This is a genomic window from Parapedobacter defluvii (assembly GCF_014642075.1).
In the GTDB taxonomy this organism is placed as follows: Bacteria; Bacteroidota; Bacteroidia; order Sphingobacteriales; family Sphingobacteriaceae; genus Parapedobacter; species Parapedobacter defluvii.
The window spans coordinates 480,078-498,252 of the sequence record NZ_BMIK01000002.1 but is presented as its reverse complement, the minus strand read 5'-3'; the positions used below and the strand labels follow the sequence as shown (position 1 = coordinate 498,252).

General features: G+C 50.3%; 15 protein-coding genes. 9 read left to right on the top strand and 6 right to left on the bottom strand.

The features are described 5' to 3' along the window. The first annotated feature begins 44 nt into the window (after window positions 1-44). The 5 genes from IEX60_RS05950 to IEX60_RS05930 all read left to right on the top strand — a co-directional run bounded on the left by IEX60_RS05950 (window position 45) and on the right by IEX60_RS05930 (window position 7,406). Window positions 45-2,846 (top strand): 2-oxoglutarate dehydrogenase E1 component, encoded by a 2,802-nt coding sequence (locus tag IEX60_RS05950; protein ID WP_188748452.1) that lies wholly within the window; start codon window positions 45-47, stop codon window positions 2,844-2,846. Window positions 2,847-2,870: 24 nt separating this feature from the next. After that, window positions 2,871-4,118 (top strand): 2-oxoglutarate dehydrogenase complex dihydrolipoyllysine-residue succinyltransferase, encoded by a 1,248-nt coding sequence (odhB, locus tag IEX60_RS05945; RefSeq protein WP_188748450.1) that lies wholly within the window; start codon window positions 2,871-2,873, stop codon window positions 4,116-4,118. Between the two features lie 145 nt (window positions 4,119-4,263). Further along, the gene (locus tag IEX60_RS05940; RefSeq protein WP_188748448.1) at window positions 4,264-4,659 is read left to right on the top strand and encodes a GtrA family protein; all 396 of its coding nucleotides are present in this window, start codon (window positions 4,264-4,266) and stop codon (window positions 4,657-4,659) included. 18 nt (window positions 4,660-4,677) lie between these two features. Next, entirely contained in the window at window positions 4,678-6,384 is a 1,707-nt protein-coding gene (locus IEX60_RS05935; RefSeq protein ID WP_188748446.1) for an ArnT family glycosyltransferase, read from the top strand. 2 nt (window positions 6,385-6,386) lie between these two features. After that, complete coding sequence (locus IEX60_RS05930) at window positions 6,387-7,406, top strand: lipid A deacylase (RefSeq protein WP_188748444.1); 1,020 nt, start codon at window positions 6,387-6,389, stop codon at window positions 7,404-7,406. Here IEX60_RS05930 and IEX60_RS05925 read toward each other — a convergent pair. Then, window positions 7,360-8,154, bottom strand: coding sequence for a DeoR/GlpR family DNA-binding transcription regulator (locus IEX60_RS05925; protein WP_188748442.1), 795 nt, complete (start codon window positions 8,152-8,154; stop codon window positions 7,360-7,362). The two genes, IEX60_RS05930 and IEX60_RS05925, sit on opposite strands and share 47 nt — an antisense overlap. A gap of 143 nt (window positions 8,155-8,297) precedes the next feature. On the opposite strand from IEX60_RS05925, the gene IEX60_RS05920 reads away from it, so the two are divergent. The 4 genes from IEX60_RS05920 to IEX60_RS05905 all read left to right on the top strand — a co-directional run bounded on the left by IEX60_RS05920 (window position 8,298) and on the right by IEX60_RS05905 (window position 14,735). After that, window positions 8,298-9,905 (top strand): glycerol-3-phosphate dehydrogenase/oxidase, encoded by a 1,608-nt coding sequence (locus tag IEX60_RS05920; RefSeq protein WP_188748440.1) that lies wholly within the window; start codon window positions 8,298-8,300, stop codon window positions 9,903-9,905. Between the two features lie 31 nt (window positions 9,906-9,936). Then, window positions 9,937-11,421, top strand: coding sequence for a glycerol kinase GlpK (gene glpK, locus IEX60_RS05915; RefSeq protein ID WP_188748673.1), 1,485 nt, complete (start codon window positions 9,937-9,939; stop codon window positions 11,419-11,421). Window positions 11,422-11,504: 83 nt separating this feature from the next. After that, window positions 11,505-12,239 carry an MIP/aquaporin family protein gene (locus IEX60_RS05910; protein WP_188748437.1) on the top strand — a complete coding sequence of 245 codons (735 nt, stop codon included), beginning with the start codon at window positions 11,505-11,507 and terminating at the stop codon, window positions 12,237-12,239. Between the two features lie 6 nt (window positions 12,240-12,245). Further along, window positions 12,246-14,735 carry a phosphocholine-specific phospholipase C gene (locus IEX60_RS05905; RefSeq protein ID WP_308420736.1) on the top strand — a complete coding sequence of 830 codons (2,490 nt, stop codon included), beginning with the start codon at window positions 12,246-12,248 and terminating at the stop codon, window positions 14,733-14,735. A gap of 6 nt (window positions 14,736-14,741) precedes the next feature. On the opposite strand, the gene IEX60_RS05900 is transcribed toward IEX60_RS05905, so the two are convergent. From IEX60_RS05900 to IEX60_RS05880, 5 genes are all read right to left on the bottom strand, one after another. Further along, on the bottom strand, window positions 14,742-15,695 hold the full coding sequence (locus tag IEX60_RS05900; protein WP_188748434.1) for an MBL fold metallo-hydrolase: 954 nt from the start codon (window positions 15,693-15,695) through the stop codon (window positions 14,742-14,744). Further along, window positions 15,692-16,288: a dephospho-CoA kinase gene (gene coaE, locus IEX60_RS05895; protein ID WP_188748432.1), complete on the bottom strand. Its 597-nt coding sequence runs from the start codon at window positions 16,286-16,288 to the stop codon at window positions 15,692-15,694. Before coaE ends, IEX60_RS05900 begins: the two co-directional genes overlap by 4 nt. A gap of 2 nt (window positions 16,289-16,290) precedes the next feature. After that, on the bottom strand, window positions 16,291-17,238 hold the full coding sequence (locus IEX60_RS05890; protein ID WP_188748430.1) for a CdaR family protein: 948 nt from the start codon (window positions 17,236-17,238) through the stop codon (window positions 16,291-16,293). 32 nt (window positions 17,239-17,270) lie between these two features. Then, on the bottom strand, window positions 17,271-17,597 hold the full coding sequence (gene yajC / locus IEX60_RS05885) for a preprotein translocase subunit YajC (protein WP_229717452.1): 327 nt from the start codon (window positions 17,595-17,597) through the stop codon (window positions 17,271-17,273). A 91-nt stretch (window positions 17,598-17,688) separates the two neighbouring features. After that, the gene (locus IEX60_RS05880) at window positions 17,689-18,153 is read right to left on the bottom strand and encodes a DUF1573 domain-containing protein (RefSeq protein WP_188748425.1); all 465 of its coding nucleotides are present in this window, start codon (window positions 18,151-18,153) and stop codon (window positions 17,689-17,691) included. Between the last annotated feature and the right edge of the window lie 22 nt (window positions 18,154-18,175).

The following is an 18,175-nucleotide window of genomic DNA, read 5'->3' as shown; positions in this document are numbered from 1 at the left end:
ATTTAATAATTATAACTTTGGCGCATTATTGCATAAACAACTAAATGGACAAGCTTTCTTATCTGAGTAACGCAGATTCGACCTACATCGACTCGTTATACAAAGCATATAAAGAAGACCCCAATTCTATTGATTTCGGCTGGCAAAAATTTTTCGAGGGTTTTGATTTCGGTCAGAATGGTTCGGCTGCAGCACCCGAGGCTCGGGCTACGCCTGACCACGTGCTGAAGGAAATCAATGTCTTGAATATGATCAACGGCTACCGCGATCGCGGGCATCTGTTCACGGAGACCAATCCGGTACGCCAGCGCAGGAAATATTACCCCGGCAAAGAATTGGAGACTTTCGGCCTGAGTGAGGCTGATATGGACACCGTGTTCAATGCCGGTGTTGAAGTCGGACTGGGACCTGCCACCTTGCGCGATATACGTCAGCTGATTGAAGATACATACTGTCGCTCCATCGGTGCCGAATTCAAATATATCCGCAGCCCCGAAAAAATCAAGTGGTTGCAGGACCGCATGGAAGGCGAACGCAATACACCGAACTTTCCGCTGGAGACAAAAAAGCGGATCCTGCGGAAGCTGAATGAGGCGGTGGTATTTGAAAACTTCCTGGGCACCAAATTTCTGGGTCAAAAGCGCTTCTCGCTCGAAGGAGCGGAGAGCCTCATCCCGGCGCTGGATTCGGTCATCGAAAAAGGAACCGAATTAGGCATCCAGGAATTTGTACTGGGTATGGCCCACCGGGGCCGCCTGAATGTACTGACCAATATACTAGGTAAATCCTACGAAAGTGTTTTCTCCGAGTTTGAGGGAAAAACCTATGCCGAAGATGCCGAACAGGACTTCGGGGGCGACGTTAAGTATCACCTGGGCTATTCCACGGATATCACGACCAACAATGGGGAAAGCGTACATTTGAGCCTCGTGCCCAACCCCTCCCACCTGGAGACGGTTGATCCGGTGGTCGAAGGGATCGTCCGGTCGAAAATTGACATGAAATACGGTGGTGATGCCACCAAAATTGCTCCCATACTCATACATGGCGATGCAGCAGTTGCTGCGCAGGGTATTGTTTACGAAGTTATTCAGATGTCTAAACTGGAAGGGTTCCGTACCGGCGGTACCATCCATATTGTCGTAAATAATCAGGTGGGCTTTACGACCAACTTCAAAGACGGACGGTCGTCTACCTACTGCACCGATATCGCTAAAGTAACCTTATCGCCTGTATTCCACGTGAATGGAGACGATGTGGAAGCACTGGTTTATGCAATCAATCTGGCGGTGGAATACCGGCAGAAATACCATACGGACGTATTCATCGACCTGCTGTGCTATCGCAGATATGGCCATAACGAAGCAGATGAACCGAAGTTTACGCAACCGTTGCTGTATAAAGCCATCGAGAAGCATCCCAATCCGCGTGAAATCTACAATCAGAAACTGCTGGAGCAAGGCAGTGTAGATGCAAACCTGGCGAAGGAGATGGAAAAGGACTTCCGGAAGCTCCTGCAGGAGCGGCTGGACGATTCGAAAGAAGAAGAAAACCTGACACAGGACAATCCCATGTATTCCGGCGCATGGAAAGGCCTTCGCAAGGCGAAATACGAAGACATTTTCGTGCCTGCCAAAACAGGTGTTGCAGAGAAAACATTTTTAACGCTCGCCAAGGAAATCACAACACTACCCAAAGACAAGAAATTCTTCCGTAAAATTTCACGCCTGTTTGACGAGCGCGCCAAAATGGTCGAAACCAAAACGTTCGACTGGGCTATGGGCGAGCTGATGGCCTACGCGACGCTGTTGAATGAGGGCATGCGGGTGCGGATCAGCGGACAGGATGTGGAACGGGGTACCTTCTCCCACCGGCACGCGGTTCTCACGCTGGAAGATTCCGAAGAGGAGTACATCCCCCTGCAGCAAATCAGCGGAGGTGAGCGGTTCAATATCTACAATTCCCACCTTTCCGAATACGGGGTACTGGGATTCGAATATGGCTATGCGCTGGCAAACCCGCAGTCGCTAACCATTTGGGAAGCCCAATTTGGTGATTTTTATAACGGTGCGCAGATTATTGTGGACCAATATATTTCCAGTGCGGAGACCAAATGGAGACGCTCCAATGCCTTGGTCATGCTGCTGCCACATGGGCTGGAAGGACAGGGCCCCGAGCACTCATCGGCGCGTATTGAGCGCTTTTTAGAATTGTGTGCGGAAAACAACATGCAGATTGTCAATTGCACGACCCCTGCCAACTTCTTCCACGTGTTACGCCGGCAACTCAAACGCGATTTCCGTAAACCGTTGATCGTGTTCACACCGAAAAGCCTGCTCCGGCACCCGAAGGTGGTCAGTCCGCTTTCAGAATTTGGTACCCGGTCACAATTCCAGGAAGTCATTGACGACAGCTATGTGAAGTCGGCCGACGTGAAGCGTGTGCTGTTCTGTTCCGGCAAGATTTACTACGATCTGCTGGAAAAACAGCAGGCGGATAACCGCAAAGATGTGGCTATTGTGCGGGTGGAACAGCTATACCCCACCCCGATGGACAAACTGCGTGCGGTTCGGTATAAATACAAAAATGCTACGGAGTTCCTGTGGGTACAGGAAGAACCGGAGAACATGGGTGCCTGGCCCTACATCTGCCGTAAGTTCAGAAACCGGAATATTGTGCTGGATGTCGTATCCCGGAAGGAAAGCAGCAGCACCGCTACAGGATATGCGAAACAACATATTTCTCAGCAGCTGGCCGTAGTGGGCAGGGCGTTCGAAGACAAAGCCGGCGCAGAGGTTAGGGAAAATGTAAAATCCAATGTAAAAGTTGCCGCTAAAGCGGATTGACAGCGTAGCTAAATACAATCATATATGAGCGTTGAAATAAAAGTACCGACCGTAGGTGAGTCCATTTCAGAAGTGACCTTATCCCAGTGGCTGAAACAGGATGGTGACTACGTGGAAATGGACGAAAACATTGCCGAACTTGAATCGGACAAAGCAACCTTCGAATTGCCAGCCGAAAAAGCCGGTATCCTGCGGATCATTGCCCAGGAAGGTGATACCCTCGAAATCGGTGCACTGGTAGCCACCATTGAGGAAGGAAGTGCCCCGGCAGGAAACGGAGAGCAGGGAAGCAAGAAAGAAGCACCGCAGGAAACTACGGAAACCCCGAAATCTGACGCCAAACCCGACGTAAAAGAAACTTCCGGAAACGGTACAACCTATGCAACGGGAACGGCTTCTCCCGCTGCCGCTAAGATTCTCCGGGAAAAAGATATTGACCCCGCTACCCTAAAAGGTACGGGCAAGGACGGACGCATTACCAAGGAAGATGCGGAGAAAGCCGAGGTACCTGCAGCAAAACCCGCTGAAGCCGCGAAACCGGCTGCCGAAACGCCCAAGGCCGCCAGCGGAGCGCGCAACGAACGCCGGGAAAAAATGTCATCGCTGCGCAAGACCATTTCCAAACGGTTGGTTTCCGTCAAAAATGAAACCGCAATGCTTACCACCTTCAACGAGGTGAACATGAAGCCCATCATGGATCTGCGGGCAAAATATAAGGAAATATTCAAGGAGAAACACGGTGTGGGTCTTGGCTTTATGTCGTTCTTCACCAAAGCGGTATGTACAGCCCTGAAAGAATGGCCAGCCGTTAATGCACGCATCGAGGGCGATGAAATCGTATACAGTGATTTTGCCGATGTATCCATAGCGGTATCTGCACCCAAAGGATTGGTCGTTCCGGTTATCCGGAATGCCGATTCAATGCCGCTCCATGCCATTGAAAAAGCGGTGGTTGAACTGGCTACCAAAGCCCGCGACAATAAGCTGACCATCGAGGAAATGACGGGCGGGACGTTTACCATCACCAACGGCGGTGTTTTCGGTTCCATGATGTCTACGCCAATCATCAACGCACCCCAATCGGCCATCCTGGGTATGCACAACATTATTGAGCGTCCGGTTGCCGAAAACGGGCAGGTTGTGATCCGCCCCATGATGTACATTGCGCTGTCTTACGACCACCGCGTCATTGATGGGCGCGAGTCGGTAAGCTTTCTCGTACGGGTGAAGCAGCTGCTGGAAGACCCCGCACGGTTGCTATTGGAAGTTTAGAACCCATCAGGGCCCGGAATACAAGCGATGCTGGAATGTATACTTCAGCATCGTTTTTTTATGCATCGATGAAGACTGCGTGCCGCGAATAAACTTGCTTTTATATGCAAGTTTATCTAAGTTTGAACCCAGCTAAAATTCACCTATGGTAATTGATCCGGAATTCTTCACCAAATTTCTACGGTTTGGCCTTGTTGGTCTTTCCGGCGTGGTGGTCGATTTCGGAGTCACCTGGCTGTCCAAGGAAAAGTTCCGTTTTCATAAGTACCTGGCCAATTCGTTGGGTTTCTGTACAGCAACGGTAAGCAATTACTTATTGAATAAATATTGGACGTTCCATACAGACGGACAACAGGGTATGCTTTTTGAATTTTCCAAATTTCTTGGGTTCGCCCTGGTCGGACTGCTGATCAATAACCTGGTCTTATTTCTCCTGCATGGAAAAATGAAGTTTAATTTCTATCTGTCTAAGCTGATTGCGATTGCCATTGTTTCCATATGGAATTTTTTAGGGAATTATTTATACACGTTTACCGCTTAATGTAGCATACACGTTTTTATGCCGATTAGATCTACACGCACCCTTTCCTACTTCTTATTGATTTGGCTGATTGTCAACCTCATCCAGTCTGCTTTTTCAGAACTTCATTACGATGAAACCTATTATTGGGTATTCAGCCGGTTTTTGGATTGGGGGTATTACGACCATCCGCCGATGGTCGCCTTATTCATCAAGATGGGTTCGCTGCTGATGCCCGGTACCCTGGGAGTCAGGTTATTCAGCGTGTTGTCCAATGTCGCGGCCATCTTCATTTTATGGAAAATCGCGAAAGCATATGCCAACAATCTATCCCTGTTTATCCTGCTATACAGCAGCATGCTGATCCTGCACGTATACAGTTTCATCACCACACCGGATACACCCCTTTTCTTTTTTACCGTACTCTTTTTCTTTTACCTGCGTAAATACCTGGATAACGACCGGATGGACTACGCCGTGATTCTGGGTTTGATTGCAGCGGGTATGCTGTACAGTAAATATCACGCCATCCTCGTATTTGCGTTTACGGTATTGGCTTATTGGAAACTGCTGAAGCGCCCCAGCTTCTGGCTTATAGCCGGTTTAGCCGTTCTTCTTTTTTTGCCCCACATCATTTGGCAGGTCAGCAACGGCTACCCATCCATCGAATACCATCTGTTTGACCGTACAACACTGGCATACCGGTTTTCGTTCACCACCGATTTCCTGCTCAGCCAGCTGCTTATTGTCGGCCCGCTGACCGGTATTTTCTTATATTATTACGTATACCGGCAAAAAACACCGGATGTTTTTTTACGGGTATTGAAGTTCAACTGTTTCGGATTTCTGCTGTTTTTCTTCCTGAGTTCTTTCAAAAGCCGTATCGAAGCACACTGGACGTTGCTGGCCTTTATCCCGTTCTTTATACTGGCCTATTTATACCTTGCGCAGCTGCCCAGGCTACCTCTTTGGCTCAAACGATTATTTTATGCTAACATCGCCCTCATTGTCCTGACCCGGGTGATCCTGATTTTTCCGGTACCGGGACTGTCCAAGATAAAAGGGTTGAAACAGTTCTGGGGAAAAGAAACCTTTGCAAAACAGATCCACGGGGCGATCGGTGACGAAAGGCTGATTATGGATAACGGATTTCAGGATATTTCGAATTATAATTTCGTCAACCAAACGCTAAAGGGTTTTTCCTATAATGCACGCACCTATCGGAAAACCCAGTACGACTACTGGCCCATCGAAGACAGCCTGCGCAACCAACCGGCTTATTTTGCGTCGTTCAAGCGGCACAACGAGACCCTTCAACAGGATTCGATCGAAACCAACCGGGGGCGGCTATACCTAACCCCTATTGATTCGGTACGGACGTATCAGAAAGTAGCCATCAGCGTAAAGGGAATGGAAAAGCGTGTCGGCGCAGGCACCCTGCAACGCGTAGACCTGGAACTTCACAACCCTTATCAAGACACCATCTCGTTTTCGAACGCAGGAAAGTGGAAATGTTTCATCGAATATGGTTTTACCCAGCAGATTTACGATTTGGGAGATTTCAGGGAAATTCCCGGGGACTACCGCCACCTGCGTATTCCTCCCGGCGGAACGGCGGCTATCTCGACCACCCTGCGCATGCCGGAAATCCCGGATGATTACCGGTTGGTTTTTTCCATCCGGACGACTCCATTCACCGGATCAAGGAACAGCAAAAAAATACCCTTAACCATTTTAGCCAATTAATTATGTGTACCCTCCGCCGTTTTATTCTAGTTTTTTTCATCTTGCTGACCGCTGCCCGGGGGTACGCACAGGATTTCGGTTGGAATGTCTATTTTCACGGATTTGCCGACAACCGTGAATACGCCAAATCCGGCAGGTATTCGCAATCCATTCTTGGAATCCGTATTGCTCCTGAAGTCAGCTTATCCTTAGATAGCATCCACTTTCTGCATGCGGGAGCCAATTTCCTGCATGAATTCGGATCTAAGGGTACCACGGCCGAACAGCTAACGCCGACAATCTACTATAATTACAAGCAAGCGGGGCACGATTTTTACATCGGTATGTTTCCCCGTAAGGATTTGCTTAACGATTATCCACGGGCACTGTTAAACGACACATTAAGCTACTACCGGCCAAATGTGGAGGGGATGTTATGGCGATATGCGGGCAATCGTTTCCATCAACAGGTGTGGATTGACTGGACGAGCCGGCAAACCGAGATTGAGCGGGAGCAGTTTATGGTCGGCATTTCAGGCCGGGTGAACTTCGGTATCGGTTATTTTGCCCATCACATTACGTTGTGGCACGACGCAGGCCGTAAAAACAATACAGATGTAAATGAAATGCCGGTACGCGACAATGGGGCTACGGCGCTGAAGCTTGGTGTGGACCTCTCTCCTTTCGTCTTCCTTGATTCATTGGATATAAGCGGCGGTGGAGTCGTAGCCTACGACCGGCTACGCGGCCTATACAATTGGCGGCTGCCCAAAGGATTTATAGGAGACCTATATGCGGAATACCGTAAAATATTTATTTCGAATACGTTATATGCAGGGGAAGGACTGGATATTGCCTATGGCGACCGGTTTTATACCGCGAATTTTTATAACCGCCTGGAGCTGGGATGGAAACCCCTGCAATATAAAGGACTGGAAAGCAAGTTTACGCTGAGTTTCCATTTCACGCCGGGTGCCCTAGACAATCAGCAACAATTTACGTTGCAGTATAACCTTGGCCGGCTGTATACGAAACGACCGTAACTTTTACCCCCCGTTTTTCCAATGCGGCGACCGTGTGCGGTGACACACCATTATCCGTGATGATGTGATCTACCTCGTCAATCCCGCATATCCGGCCAAACCCGCGCTTGCCGAATTTTGTGGAGTCTGCCAGCACAATCACCTTTTGCGACACCTCCATCATTTTCCGGTTGAGGTGCGCTTCCTGTGCATTCGTAGTCGTGAGCCCAAATTCCAGGTCGATACCGTCTACGCCCAGAAAAAGCTTGCTGCAAAAGAAATCGCTTAATATCCCTTCGGCATACAACCCTGCCACAGAAGTGGAACTTTTGCGCAGAATTCCCCCCAACTGTAGAATCTCCACATTGGGATGCTTAATCAACTGAACCGACACGTTTAACGCCGACGTCACTACCGTAAGGTTGCCCACGGGCTGGATTTCTCTGGCCATCGCCTGTACGGTTGTGCCCGAGGCAATAATGATGGAATCATTGGCCATAATCAGCGAAGCCGCTTCCCGCGCAATCGCGGTTTTCTCAGCGGCCTGTATTTTCTCCTTCTCGAAAACCGTCCGGTCTATCGTATACGGATTATTCAGCGTAGCTCCTCCGTGTGTACGAAAGAGCAATTGCCGACCTTCCAATAACTTTAGATCCTTTCGTATGGTGACAGACGATACTTCCAGCAGTTTACAAAGCTCCCATACATTAACGGATCCTTTCTGCTGTAAATGATTGATTATGAACTGATGTCGCTCTACATTATTCATGATTCAGCCGCTTGTGCACGAAGATACACATGTTTCGTTTAGTTTCGTTATTATTTTTTTAAATTTCGGTTTATTTTATATTTATTATTTTTAGGTTTGTAATCGCAATTATTACATTTCACACACGATTATTTTATTGCCTCATGCAAACTCCTCTATTAGATCGAAACGCATCGCTTCAGCACGCCAGTACTAAGGTCCAATGGGATCTCGTGGTTATCGGCGGCGGTGCAACGGGCCTCGGTGTTGCCGTGGATGCCGCGACAAGAGGGTATAAAACCATTTTATTGGAGCAGCATGATTTTGCCAAAGGCACATCGAGCCGAAGTACCAAGCTGGTACACGGTGGGGTACGTTACCTGGCGATGGGTGATATCAAACTGGTATACGATGCATTGCGTGAACGGGGGATTATTTTCCGGAATGCATCGCACCTGGCCCATGCCCAACCGTTCATCATCCCCTGCTACTCGGTCTTTTCCAAATGGAAATACCTGATTGGCCTGAAAATTTACGACTGGCTGGCTGGGCGGTATCGCATTGGTAAATCCACATTTGTATCCCAAAAGGAAACCCATGCCAGTCTCCCGGGTATCCGGACGGAACATCTAAAAGGCGGCATACGTTATTTTGACGGTCAGTTTGACGATGCACGGCTTGCCATCAACCTGGCTCAAACGGCAACCCAGCACGGGGCTTCGGTACTAAATTACTGTAAAGTCACGGCCCTATGCAAGGACGGCAGCGGGAAAGTGAATGGTGTACGGTTCACCGATCAAGAAACAGGCAAGGAGTTCCAATTGCAGGCTAAAACCGTTATCAATGCCACCGGAGTTTTCGTAGACGAGATACTGCAACTGGATATCGATCAACACCGGCCGCTGGTCAGGCCCAGCCAGGGAACCCACGTGGTGGTAGACCGCGCTTTTCTGGGCGGCCGTGATGCCCTGATGATTCCGGAAACGAGTGATGGCCGGGTACTCTTTGGCGTTCCCTGGCACAACCACCTGCTGCTCGGCACCACGGACACCCCCATCGAATCACACAGCCTGGAGCCACGCCCCCTGGAGACCGAGATTGATTTCATTCTGAAAACAGCCGCCGCTTACCTGACAAATCCACCCCGGAAAAAAGACATCCTCAGCATCTTTGCGGGGCTGCGGCCGCTTGCTGCACCCAACAAAGAAAACGGATCGACCAAGGAAATATCCCGCGATCATAAATTGATTATCAGCTCTTCAGGATTGATTACCATCACCGGCGGGAAATGGACCACCTACCGTAAAATGGCAGAAGATACCGTTGATAAGGCAGCTGAAACCGCAGCATTGGAAACAAAGCAGTGCCGCACCCGAGACATCAAAATACATGGGCACAGCGCCCATGGCACCCCAGGGCACTGGGCCGTTTACGGCAGCGATGCGGAAGCCATCCAGGCATTGGCGTACGAAGATCCGGCGCTGAGCGAAAAACTACATATCCGTTTCGATCACACCGCTGCGGAAGTTGTCTGGGCCGTTAGGCACGAAATGGCCCGTACCGTAGAGGATGTGCTGGCGAGAAGGTTCCGCATCTTATTTCTGGATGCAGCTGCCTCGACGGAAATGGCGCCGCAGGTAGCCACCCTCATGGCCCGGGAATTACAAAAGGACGAAAGCTGGGTAAGGCAGCAAATTGAACATTTCCGTTCCCTTGCCAGCAGATACCTTCCGAACGGTGAAACAGCGATAGTTAACGAAAGAACAAATTAAACGAATCAGCAATTTTGCAAAAACCAATATGATGAACCCCTACATCTTATCGTTAGACCAGGGAACCACCAGTTCCCGCGCCATCATTTTCGACAAGCAAGGCCACATCGTGGCAATTGCCCAAAAAGAATTCACGCAGTATTACCCACAATCGGGCTGGGTGGAACATGACGCCCGGGAAATATGGTCCAGCCAGCTTTCCGTAGCCACAGAGGTCGTTGCCAAGGCGGGATTGAAAGCTTCATCCATTGCTGCCATCGGCATCACCAATCAACGGGAAACAGCCATTGTGTGGGAAAAAGCCAGCGGCCGGCCCATTTGTCCTGCCATCGTCTGGCAAGATCGGCGTACCGCCCCCTACTGCGACCGCCTCAAAGAGGAAGGTCATAGCGATACCATCCGGGAAAAGACCGGTCTGTTGATCGATGCCTATTTTTCAGCAAGCAAAATCAATTGGATTCTTAATAACGTAACAGGTGCCCGCGAAAAGGCAGAAAAAGGCGAACTCGCGTTTGGAACGGTTGACAGCTGGCTGGTCTGGAATCTTACCGGAGGTCAAAAACACATCACCGACGTATCCAACGCGTCGCGGACCATGCTTTATAACATCCATACGCTGGAATGGGATGATGAATTATTGCAGCTGTTTGGCGTACCGAAAAGCATGCTGCCCGAAGTCTGCAGCTCATCCGAAATTTATGGCGAGACCGCTGCAAATATTCTGGCTGCCCGCATCCCGATTGCCGGCATTGCCGGCGACCAGCAGGCAGCGCTCTTTGGCCAGTTGTGCACAAAAACGGGCATGGTAAAGAATACCTACGGTACCGGTTGCTTCATGCTGATGAACATCGGGGATAAACCTGTTCTTTCACGCAACAATCTGGTGACCACCCTAGCCTGGAAACTGGGCGACAAAGTCAGTTACGCACTGGAAGGCAGCATATTCATCGGTGGCGCCATTGTACAGTGGCTGCGGGATGGCCTGGGCATTATACGCAACTCGGCCGATGTTGAAGCGCTAGCCGCAACCGTGCCGGATACGGATGGCGTTTACCTCGTTCCGGCATTTGCCGGGCTAGGCGCCCCCCACTGGGACCCGTATGCCCGCGGGACCATCGTGGGATTGACCCGGGGCAGCAAAGCTGCGCATATTGCGCGGGCAGCACTTGAAGGCATTGCGTTCCAAACGGTAGACATCCTGCGTGCCATGGAGGCCGATGCGGCTACGGAAATCAAGGAACTCCGTGTAGATGGCGGTGCTACCGCCAATAACCTGCTGCTCCAGTTTCAGGCCGACATTCTGCAAGCCGCTGTTGTCAGGCCTCAAATTACAGAGACCACGGCCATCGGGGCGGCTTACCTGGCAGGACTCGCCGTGGGACTATGGAACAGCACCGACGACATTCAAAGCCAGTGGCAAATTGATAAAACATTTGAACCGGACGGAGGGTTCGATGCAGATGCCACCCTGGAACGCTGGCACCGCGCAGTGGAAACAGCGAAACACTTTAAATAATTGATAATTGATAGTTGATAATTGATAATTGATAACTATCAACTGTTAACTGTTAACTGTCAATTAATAATTAACCATTAATTATGACACCATTTATTGCAGAAATTATCGGAACTGGATTTCTCATTTTGCTGGGTGGCGGCGTAGTGGCCAATGTGGTACTCAATGGTACCAAAGGGCACAACGGCGGTTGGATCGTCATCACCACGGCGTGGGCCCTGGGTGTATTTGTCGGTGTGGTTATTGCCGGCCCCTACAGCGGTGCCCACCTCAACCCGGCAGTCACGCTGGCCATGTGGATTGCGGGTAACGTAGGGCCGGGCGAAGCAGCATCCTATGTCCTGGCCCAGTTTATCGGTGCCATGGGCGGTGCTTTCCTGGTATGGCTGGTCTACAAAGACCATTTTAAGGCAACGGCGGATGCCGGTGCCAAACAAGCGGTCTTCTGCACCGCTCCCGCCATCCGGAATCTGCCGATGAATCTGATCAGCGAAGTGGTAGGCACATTTGTCCTGCTGTTTACGATCTTTTATTTCACGGATGCGGAACTGAGTACCGAGCAAGTTACCCCCATTGGCTTGGGTTCCGTGGGCGCCATTCCCGTGGCTTTTTTAGTATGGGTGATCGGATTGGCACTGGGCGGTACGACCGGTTATGCAATCAATCCGGCACGTGACCTGGGGCCGCGGACTGTCCATGCACTGCTACCGATCAAAGATAAGGCCCCGTTTGATGTGGCCTATGCGTGGGTTCCTGTCGTTGGACCCTTACTGGGTGCCACCCTCGCAGCATTCGCATTTCTGTGGTTGGGTTTATAGCAATTGATGATGGAAAACCGGAGAGCATTTTTAAAGAAACTGACCCTCCTCGCAGGTGCTACCGGCATGGCGAACAGCATTCCGCCGGCCATCCAACGGGCGTTGGCCATCCGGCCAACCCCGGGCAGTACATTTTTGGATGCCGAACACATCGTCATCCTGATGCAGGAGAACCGGTCGTTTGATCACAGCTTAGGTACCCTGAAAGGCGTACGCGGATTTAACGACCCCCGTTATGTTTCGTTGCCCAATGGCGACCCTGTGTGGTTTCAATCGGACCGCCAGGGTCATACGTATGCGCCTTTCCGTTTGAACCTGAAAGAAACAAAGGCCACCTGGATGGGTGCGGTGCCACATTCCAGACCCAGCCAGGTAGATGCGTATAACCAGGGATGGCACGACAACTGGATTGAGGCCAAAAAAAGGGGACGGGCCGACGACAACATCCCGCTCACGATGGGCTTCTACAACCGACAGGATATTCCATTTAATTATGCGCTGGCAGATGCATTCACGGTATGCGATCAAAACTTCTGCTCGGGCATGACCAGCACCTGGCCCAACCGCCTATTCTTTTGGACCGGCACCGTAAGGGAGGCGCCTACGCACACCAGCAAGGTCTGGATACGGAATGACCTTCCTTTGGGGGAAGGCCGCTGGAAGACATTCCCAGAACGCCTTGAAGAGGCGGGCATTAGCTGGAAAGTATACCAAAACGACGTGACCTGCGGCGGAGGGTTTGTGGGTGAAGAGCGGTCGTGGCTAGCCAATTTCGGCTGCAATCCACTGGAGCTCTTCGAGCGGTACCACGTGCGTTTTACAGCCCGGTATGTACCTGCCCTGCAGCGCCAGTTGCAGGAACTTCCCGGCGAGATTAATGCGCTTCGGGACGAGATGAGCAAGCTGGAACGCGGCAGTGCTTCCTATACCAAGGCTAAAAAGGCGCTGGAGAAAAAAGAAGAAGTCCTGGCTACCGCACAGCAGGAAGTGAAACGATGGGCCACTGAAAATTTCGATAAACTGGACGACACTGAAAAAAGTCTATTCCGCAGGGCCTTTTCGACCAACCGGGCAGATCCGGATTTCCACCACCTAGCCATACTGAAATATACCGATGAGGCGGGCCATCCCCAGGAGCTGACCGTACCCAAAGGCGATATACTGCACGCCTTCCGGAACGATGTAGAAGCAGGCACCCTGCCCACGGTATCGTGGATGGTACCCGCAGAAAAATATTCGGATCACCCCTCCGCACCGTGGTATGGGTCGTGGTACATCTCGGAAATCATGGATATACTCACCCAAAATCCGGACGTTTGGCGAAAAACCATTTTTATCATGACCTATGACGAGAACGACGGTTACTTTGACCACATCCCACCGTTTGTTCCGCCGGATCCGGATAAAAGAAACAGTGGAAAATGTTCAGCAGGCATTGACCCACGCATTGAATATACCTCACTTGAACAGGAACTTGCTGAAGGAAAAAGTAAAAAAGATGCCCGGGGAGCAGCCATTGGCTTAGGCTACCGGGTACCGCTGATTATCGCATCGCCGTGGACCACCGGAGGGAATGTCTGCTCCCAGGTATTCGACCATACCTCCACGTTGCAATTTCTGGAAACGTTCGTTAATCAAAAGTTCAAAACAGCTATCCGGGAAGACAACATCAGCGCCTGGCGGCGTGCAATCTGCGGGGATTTGACAGCGGCATTCCTTCCGGCCGATAAGCTTAACCGACACGCGAACTTACCCTTTATTCAACGGGACCCTTACCTAGAGGCTATCCATCAGGCACAATTCAGGGACACGCCGAATGGATTCCGCAACCTCGGGCCGGACGACAGGGCAAAGGCCAGCACACATCCCTGGAATTTGCCCGATATGCCCAGGCAGGAACCCGGTATAAAAACGGCGTCCCCCCTGCCCTATGAACTGTATGCTGACCTGATATCCGGCGAAGATGGTTTGACATTGAAACTGACCGCGGGAGATACCTTTTTCGGCAAAAAAAGTGCAGGGGCTCCTTTCACGGTATACGAACGCAGTCACATCCGATCCTACGCCCTGATTGCCGGCGACCAGCTTTCGGACGATTTTGAAATCGGAAGCGACGGCTACGACATCCGGGTAAATGGCCCGAATGGTTTTTACCGACGCTTCAAAGGCCGTTTCGCTCCGGATTTATCCGTTCAATTACGCTACGAAACCGACAGGGGCCAGCCTACGGGAAATCTCTCCCTGATGCTAAAAAACAACGGTAGCGATCCGTTAACCATACATATCAAAGACAATGCCTACGGACGCCCTACCTATACCCAGAAATTGAGGGCCGGTGATGCAGAGACGATTGTACAGCGACTTGCGAACAGCCACTCCTGGTACGATCTGACCGTGTCTGTAGACAACAAACCCGATGTCTCATGGGGCTACGCAGGCAAGGTTGAGTGTGGAAAAATTGGCTTTACCGATCCGCAAATGGGAAATTTACCGTAAAAGGAATTAAATGCTGCAGAGTGCGCTGACGGATATGTGACCGGCAAAATGCGCTGCTAAATGCTTACCGTTACCATGCACGGTCCAGATCTCCCGGGGATTCACCTGTACGACATAATCCAGGATATCGTTCCAGTCCACGTGATCCGAAATATAAAGGTCCATGTCGTTTAAACGCTGGAGATGCTTCCATCCGGAAGCAAACACCCGGATCACATTGGTGGCCCGGTAGTAACTGTTAAACGTCATCGGAGGAACAAGGTATATCGGATCTGTTGTGGCATTTTTCATCTCCCGACGGTTGTAGGGCTCGTATTTCAGGTGCGTGATTCCCATGGAAGCATATAGCTTGTGTAATGGCAGAATTCCATGGTGCACCAACACCCGCCTATCGGGACAATGCCGGTTGAGCAGGGAAGTGATCCGTTGTGCTTTCCCCAGGGCATAAACTCCTAAGAGGATGTTATGGGGCTGATCATTTATTTTACGGATCTCTGCGATGGGGTCGGGATGTGTAACCTGCGGATCTGCAAACGTACTTTCGGTAATCAGCACGTCCGCTTGCACAACTTCCAATGATTCGCAGGTATCGTCATCCTGCAGCTTATAATCTCCTGTAAACAGGTAGCGTATCCCCTCATACTCCATCACAACCTGCGCCGAGCCCAGCATATGCCCCGCAGCAATAAAGTACAGGGTAACCCCTCCGATCGTAAACACCTGCCGGTAAGCGCACTCGAGAAAGCTATCCGTGGGCTGCCGGCTGTACCGGTACCGCATGAAAGCGGCGGTAGGCGGCGTACAATATATCTCTCTGTGCCCCGGACTCGCATGGTCAGCATGCGCATGGGATACCACCGCCCGATGTACCGGCAGGGACGGATCGACAAAAAAATCACCATACCTGCAATAGTATCCCTCGGGGCGTTGAACCAGGAAATCTGCTCGTATGCTTTTCATTGTAGTTGGCCTGAGCGGAATTGTTTGTCGAGCGCCAGCACCTGCGGAATCAACGCCTGTATACCGTCGTTCACGATGACAAAATCTGCTAATTGCCGTTTCCGTTCGTCCGGCCATTGCCGTTCCATCCGGGCTTTTACCTGCTCAGCTGTGACGCCGTCACGCTGCATCACCCGCTCAATACGGATGCCGACGGGGGCTGACACCAAAATCGTATAATGGTTCAGTTTGAACGACCCGCTTTCGAACAAAAGAGCAGCCTCTTTAATCGTATAGGGTGCTTTTTGTTGCTGTGCCCACTGCTCCCCTTTCCGGATCACTACGGGATGCACCAACCCATTCAATATCTTCAACCGCTGTTCGTCATTGAATACCTGATCAGCCAGGTACGGCCGGTTTAAGGTTCCATCCTCGTGATAAGCCTCCGTTCCAAACTCGGCCCGGATGGCATTCCTTAACGATGCATCGATAGTCATCAGCCTTTTTGCTTCGGCATCTGCATCAAAAACCGGTATCCCCAAAACATTGAATATCCTGCATACGACAGACTTACCACTGCCGATTCCGCCCGTTACACCTATTTTTAATTGCATCTTCACTTCCTCACGAAAAAATCAACATTCTGCGGCTCTATCTTTACCAATTTACAGAAGTCGGGCTTTTGGGTGATGATGACGGGTAAGTTCCGAACATCGTTCTCCACCCAATCTTCCATATTCACCACCGCTTCAAACGCACCGGGTGTAACCTTCACAAAATCGCGCAGCGATACGATGACGGTAAGCCTGACCTTGGCCGGCAGTAATTTCACGGAGCTGAACTGCTTTGCATTTTCGGCTTTCAGCGGAATTTCAAGGATCTTCTCCGTGACTTCTCCGACGGGAATATCAACCTCCACAGCGGTGGGATACACATTGATATTGGCACGCTGATTCTGTTTCAGATTAATGACGGTGTGAACATCACTGTTGACGTCCGCATACCGGATGGTATCCGTTTCCCAGTGTTCGATCTGGACAACGTCTTCCAGTGGTCCGGTAATGGTCACGTATTCGGGCGAGACATTCACCTTGTCGATTACATCATATTGCTTGCTAAACTGCAGGTTATATACTGCCTTTACCGGTACCTTGCGTTCGGTCTGTTTTGAAAAATCAAAATACAAGGTATCCGGAGATACAGACATGACGCGCTGGGTTTCCGGAAACTGGCGGTTGATAAATCCCAATTGATTGGTGAGCACGACCCAATTCCGGCTTTGCAATCCGCTCAGATCAACCTGAATGGTAGGCTGTACTGAGCGCAGTGTTGAAAACAGCAACTGCCAGCCGGTAGCTTCCAGTTGAACGTTTACGGTATCTGATTGCAAGGGATGGAACGCCCGGTTATCCGGGATATTGACGTACTGCACCGCGGATTTTACGGTGTAAATGTATTTGTTGGATACCGCAAAAAGTGCCCACGCCAAGAAAGAGAAAACGATGCACTTTACAAAAATGCTAAGCTTACGGCGTTGGGTCTTATTTAAATTCAGTACCGGCATACTCCGCAAACTTAGCAAAAAAGAGGTTTACATTACGCCTTCGGCGCTGCATTCAATGCTTTGGAAGCATCCAATGCGATGGCAGATTTATCGAAACGGATTTTCACGCCGCCTCCGACATCTACCAAAAAGGTTGTTTCGGATATCTCCACGATGCGGCCGTGTATACCCGCCGTTGTCACAACCCGATCGTTCACTTTAAGTTCCTCGATATACTTCTTGTGGTCCTTGGCCTTTTTCATCTGGGGTCTGATCATGAAGAAATAAAAGACCACGATGATCAGAATCATGGGCAGAAAACCCATAATACCACCCGCTGCGCCGGATCCGCCGGCCTGCAAAAAAATTGTTGATGTAATCATTATTATTAATTGTTAATTTTTAATTGTTAATCTCTCACTATAATTATCAACTGTCAATTATCAACTGTCAATTATCAACTGTCAATTATTATTTAACCACTTCACCCCGGAGGTGTAAAACGGTGTTCGGAGTGGTAGCGTTAGAAGTGACGGTAATAACCTTGTGTTGTTTTCCTAGTTGTCCGGCACTGTTAAACACCACTTTCACCTTTCCCTCTGCACCGGGCGCAATCGGATTCTTTGAATACTCGGGTGTGGTACACCCACAGGAAGCCTGCACTTTGGAGATGATCAACGGCTCGCTGCCTGTATTGGTAAACGTAAATTCGTGTTCAACTTTTTCCCCTTCTTTGACTTCCCCGAAGTCATACGAATCATTTTCCACCTCCAGCGCGGCGCCGATAGAATCCACCCCGGGTATAATGGTTTGCCCCACAGGCTGTTTACCCTGCTGTTCCAATGGAATTTCGGCTGCCTTTTGTTCCTGCTTGTTTCCATTATTGCAGGATACTGTGACCACCAGTCCCGCAAAAATTAAAAATATCCACTTCATAACGCTTCTTATTGATGTTAAT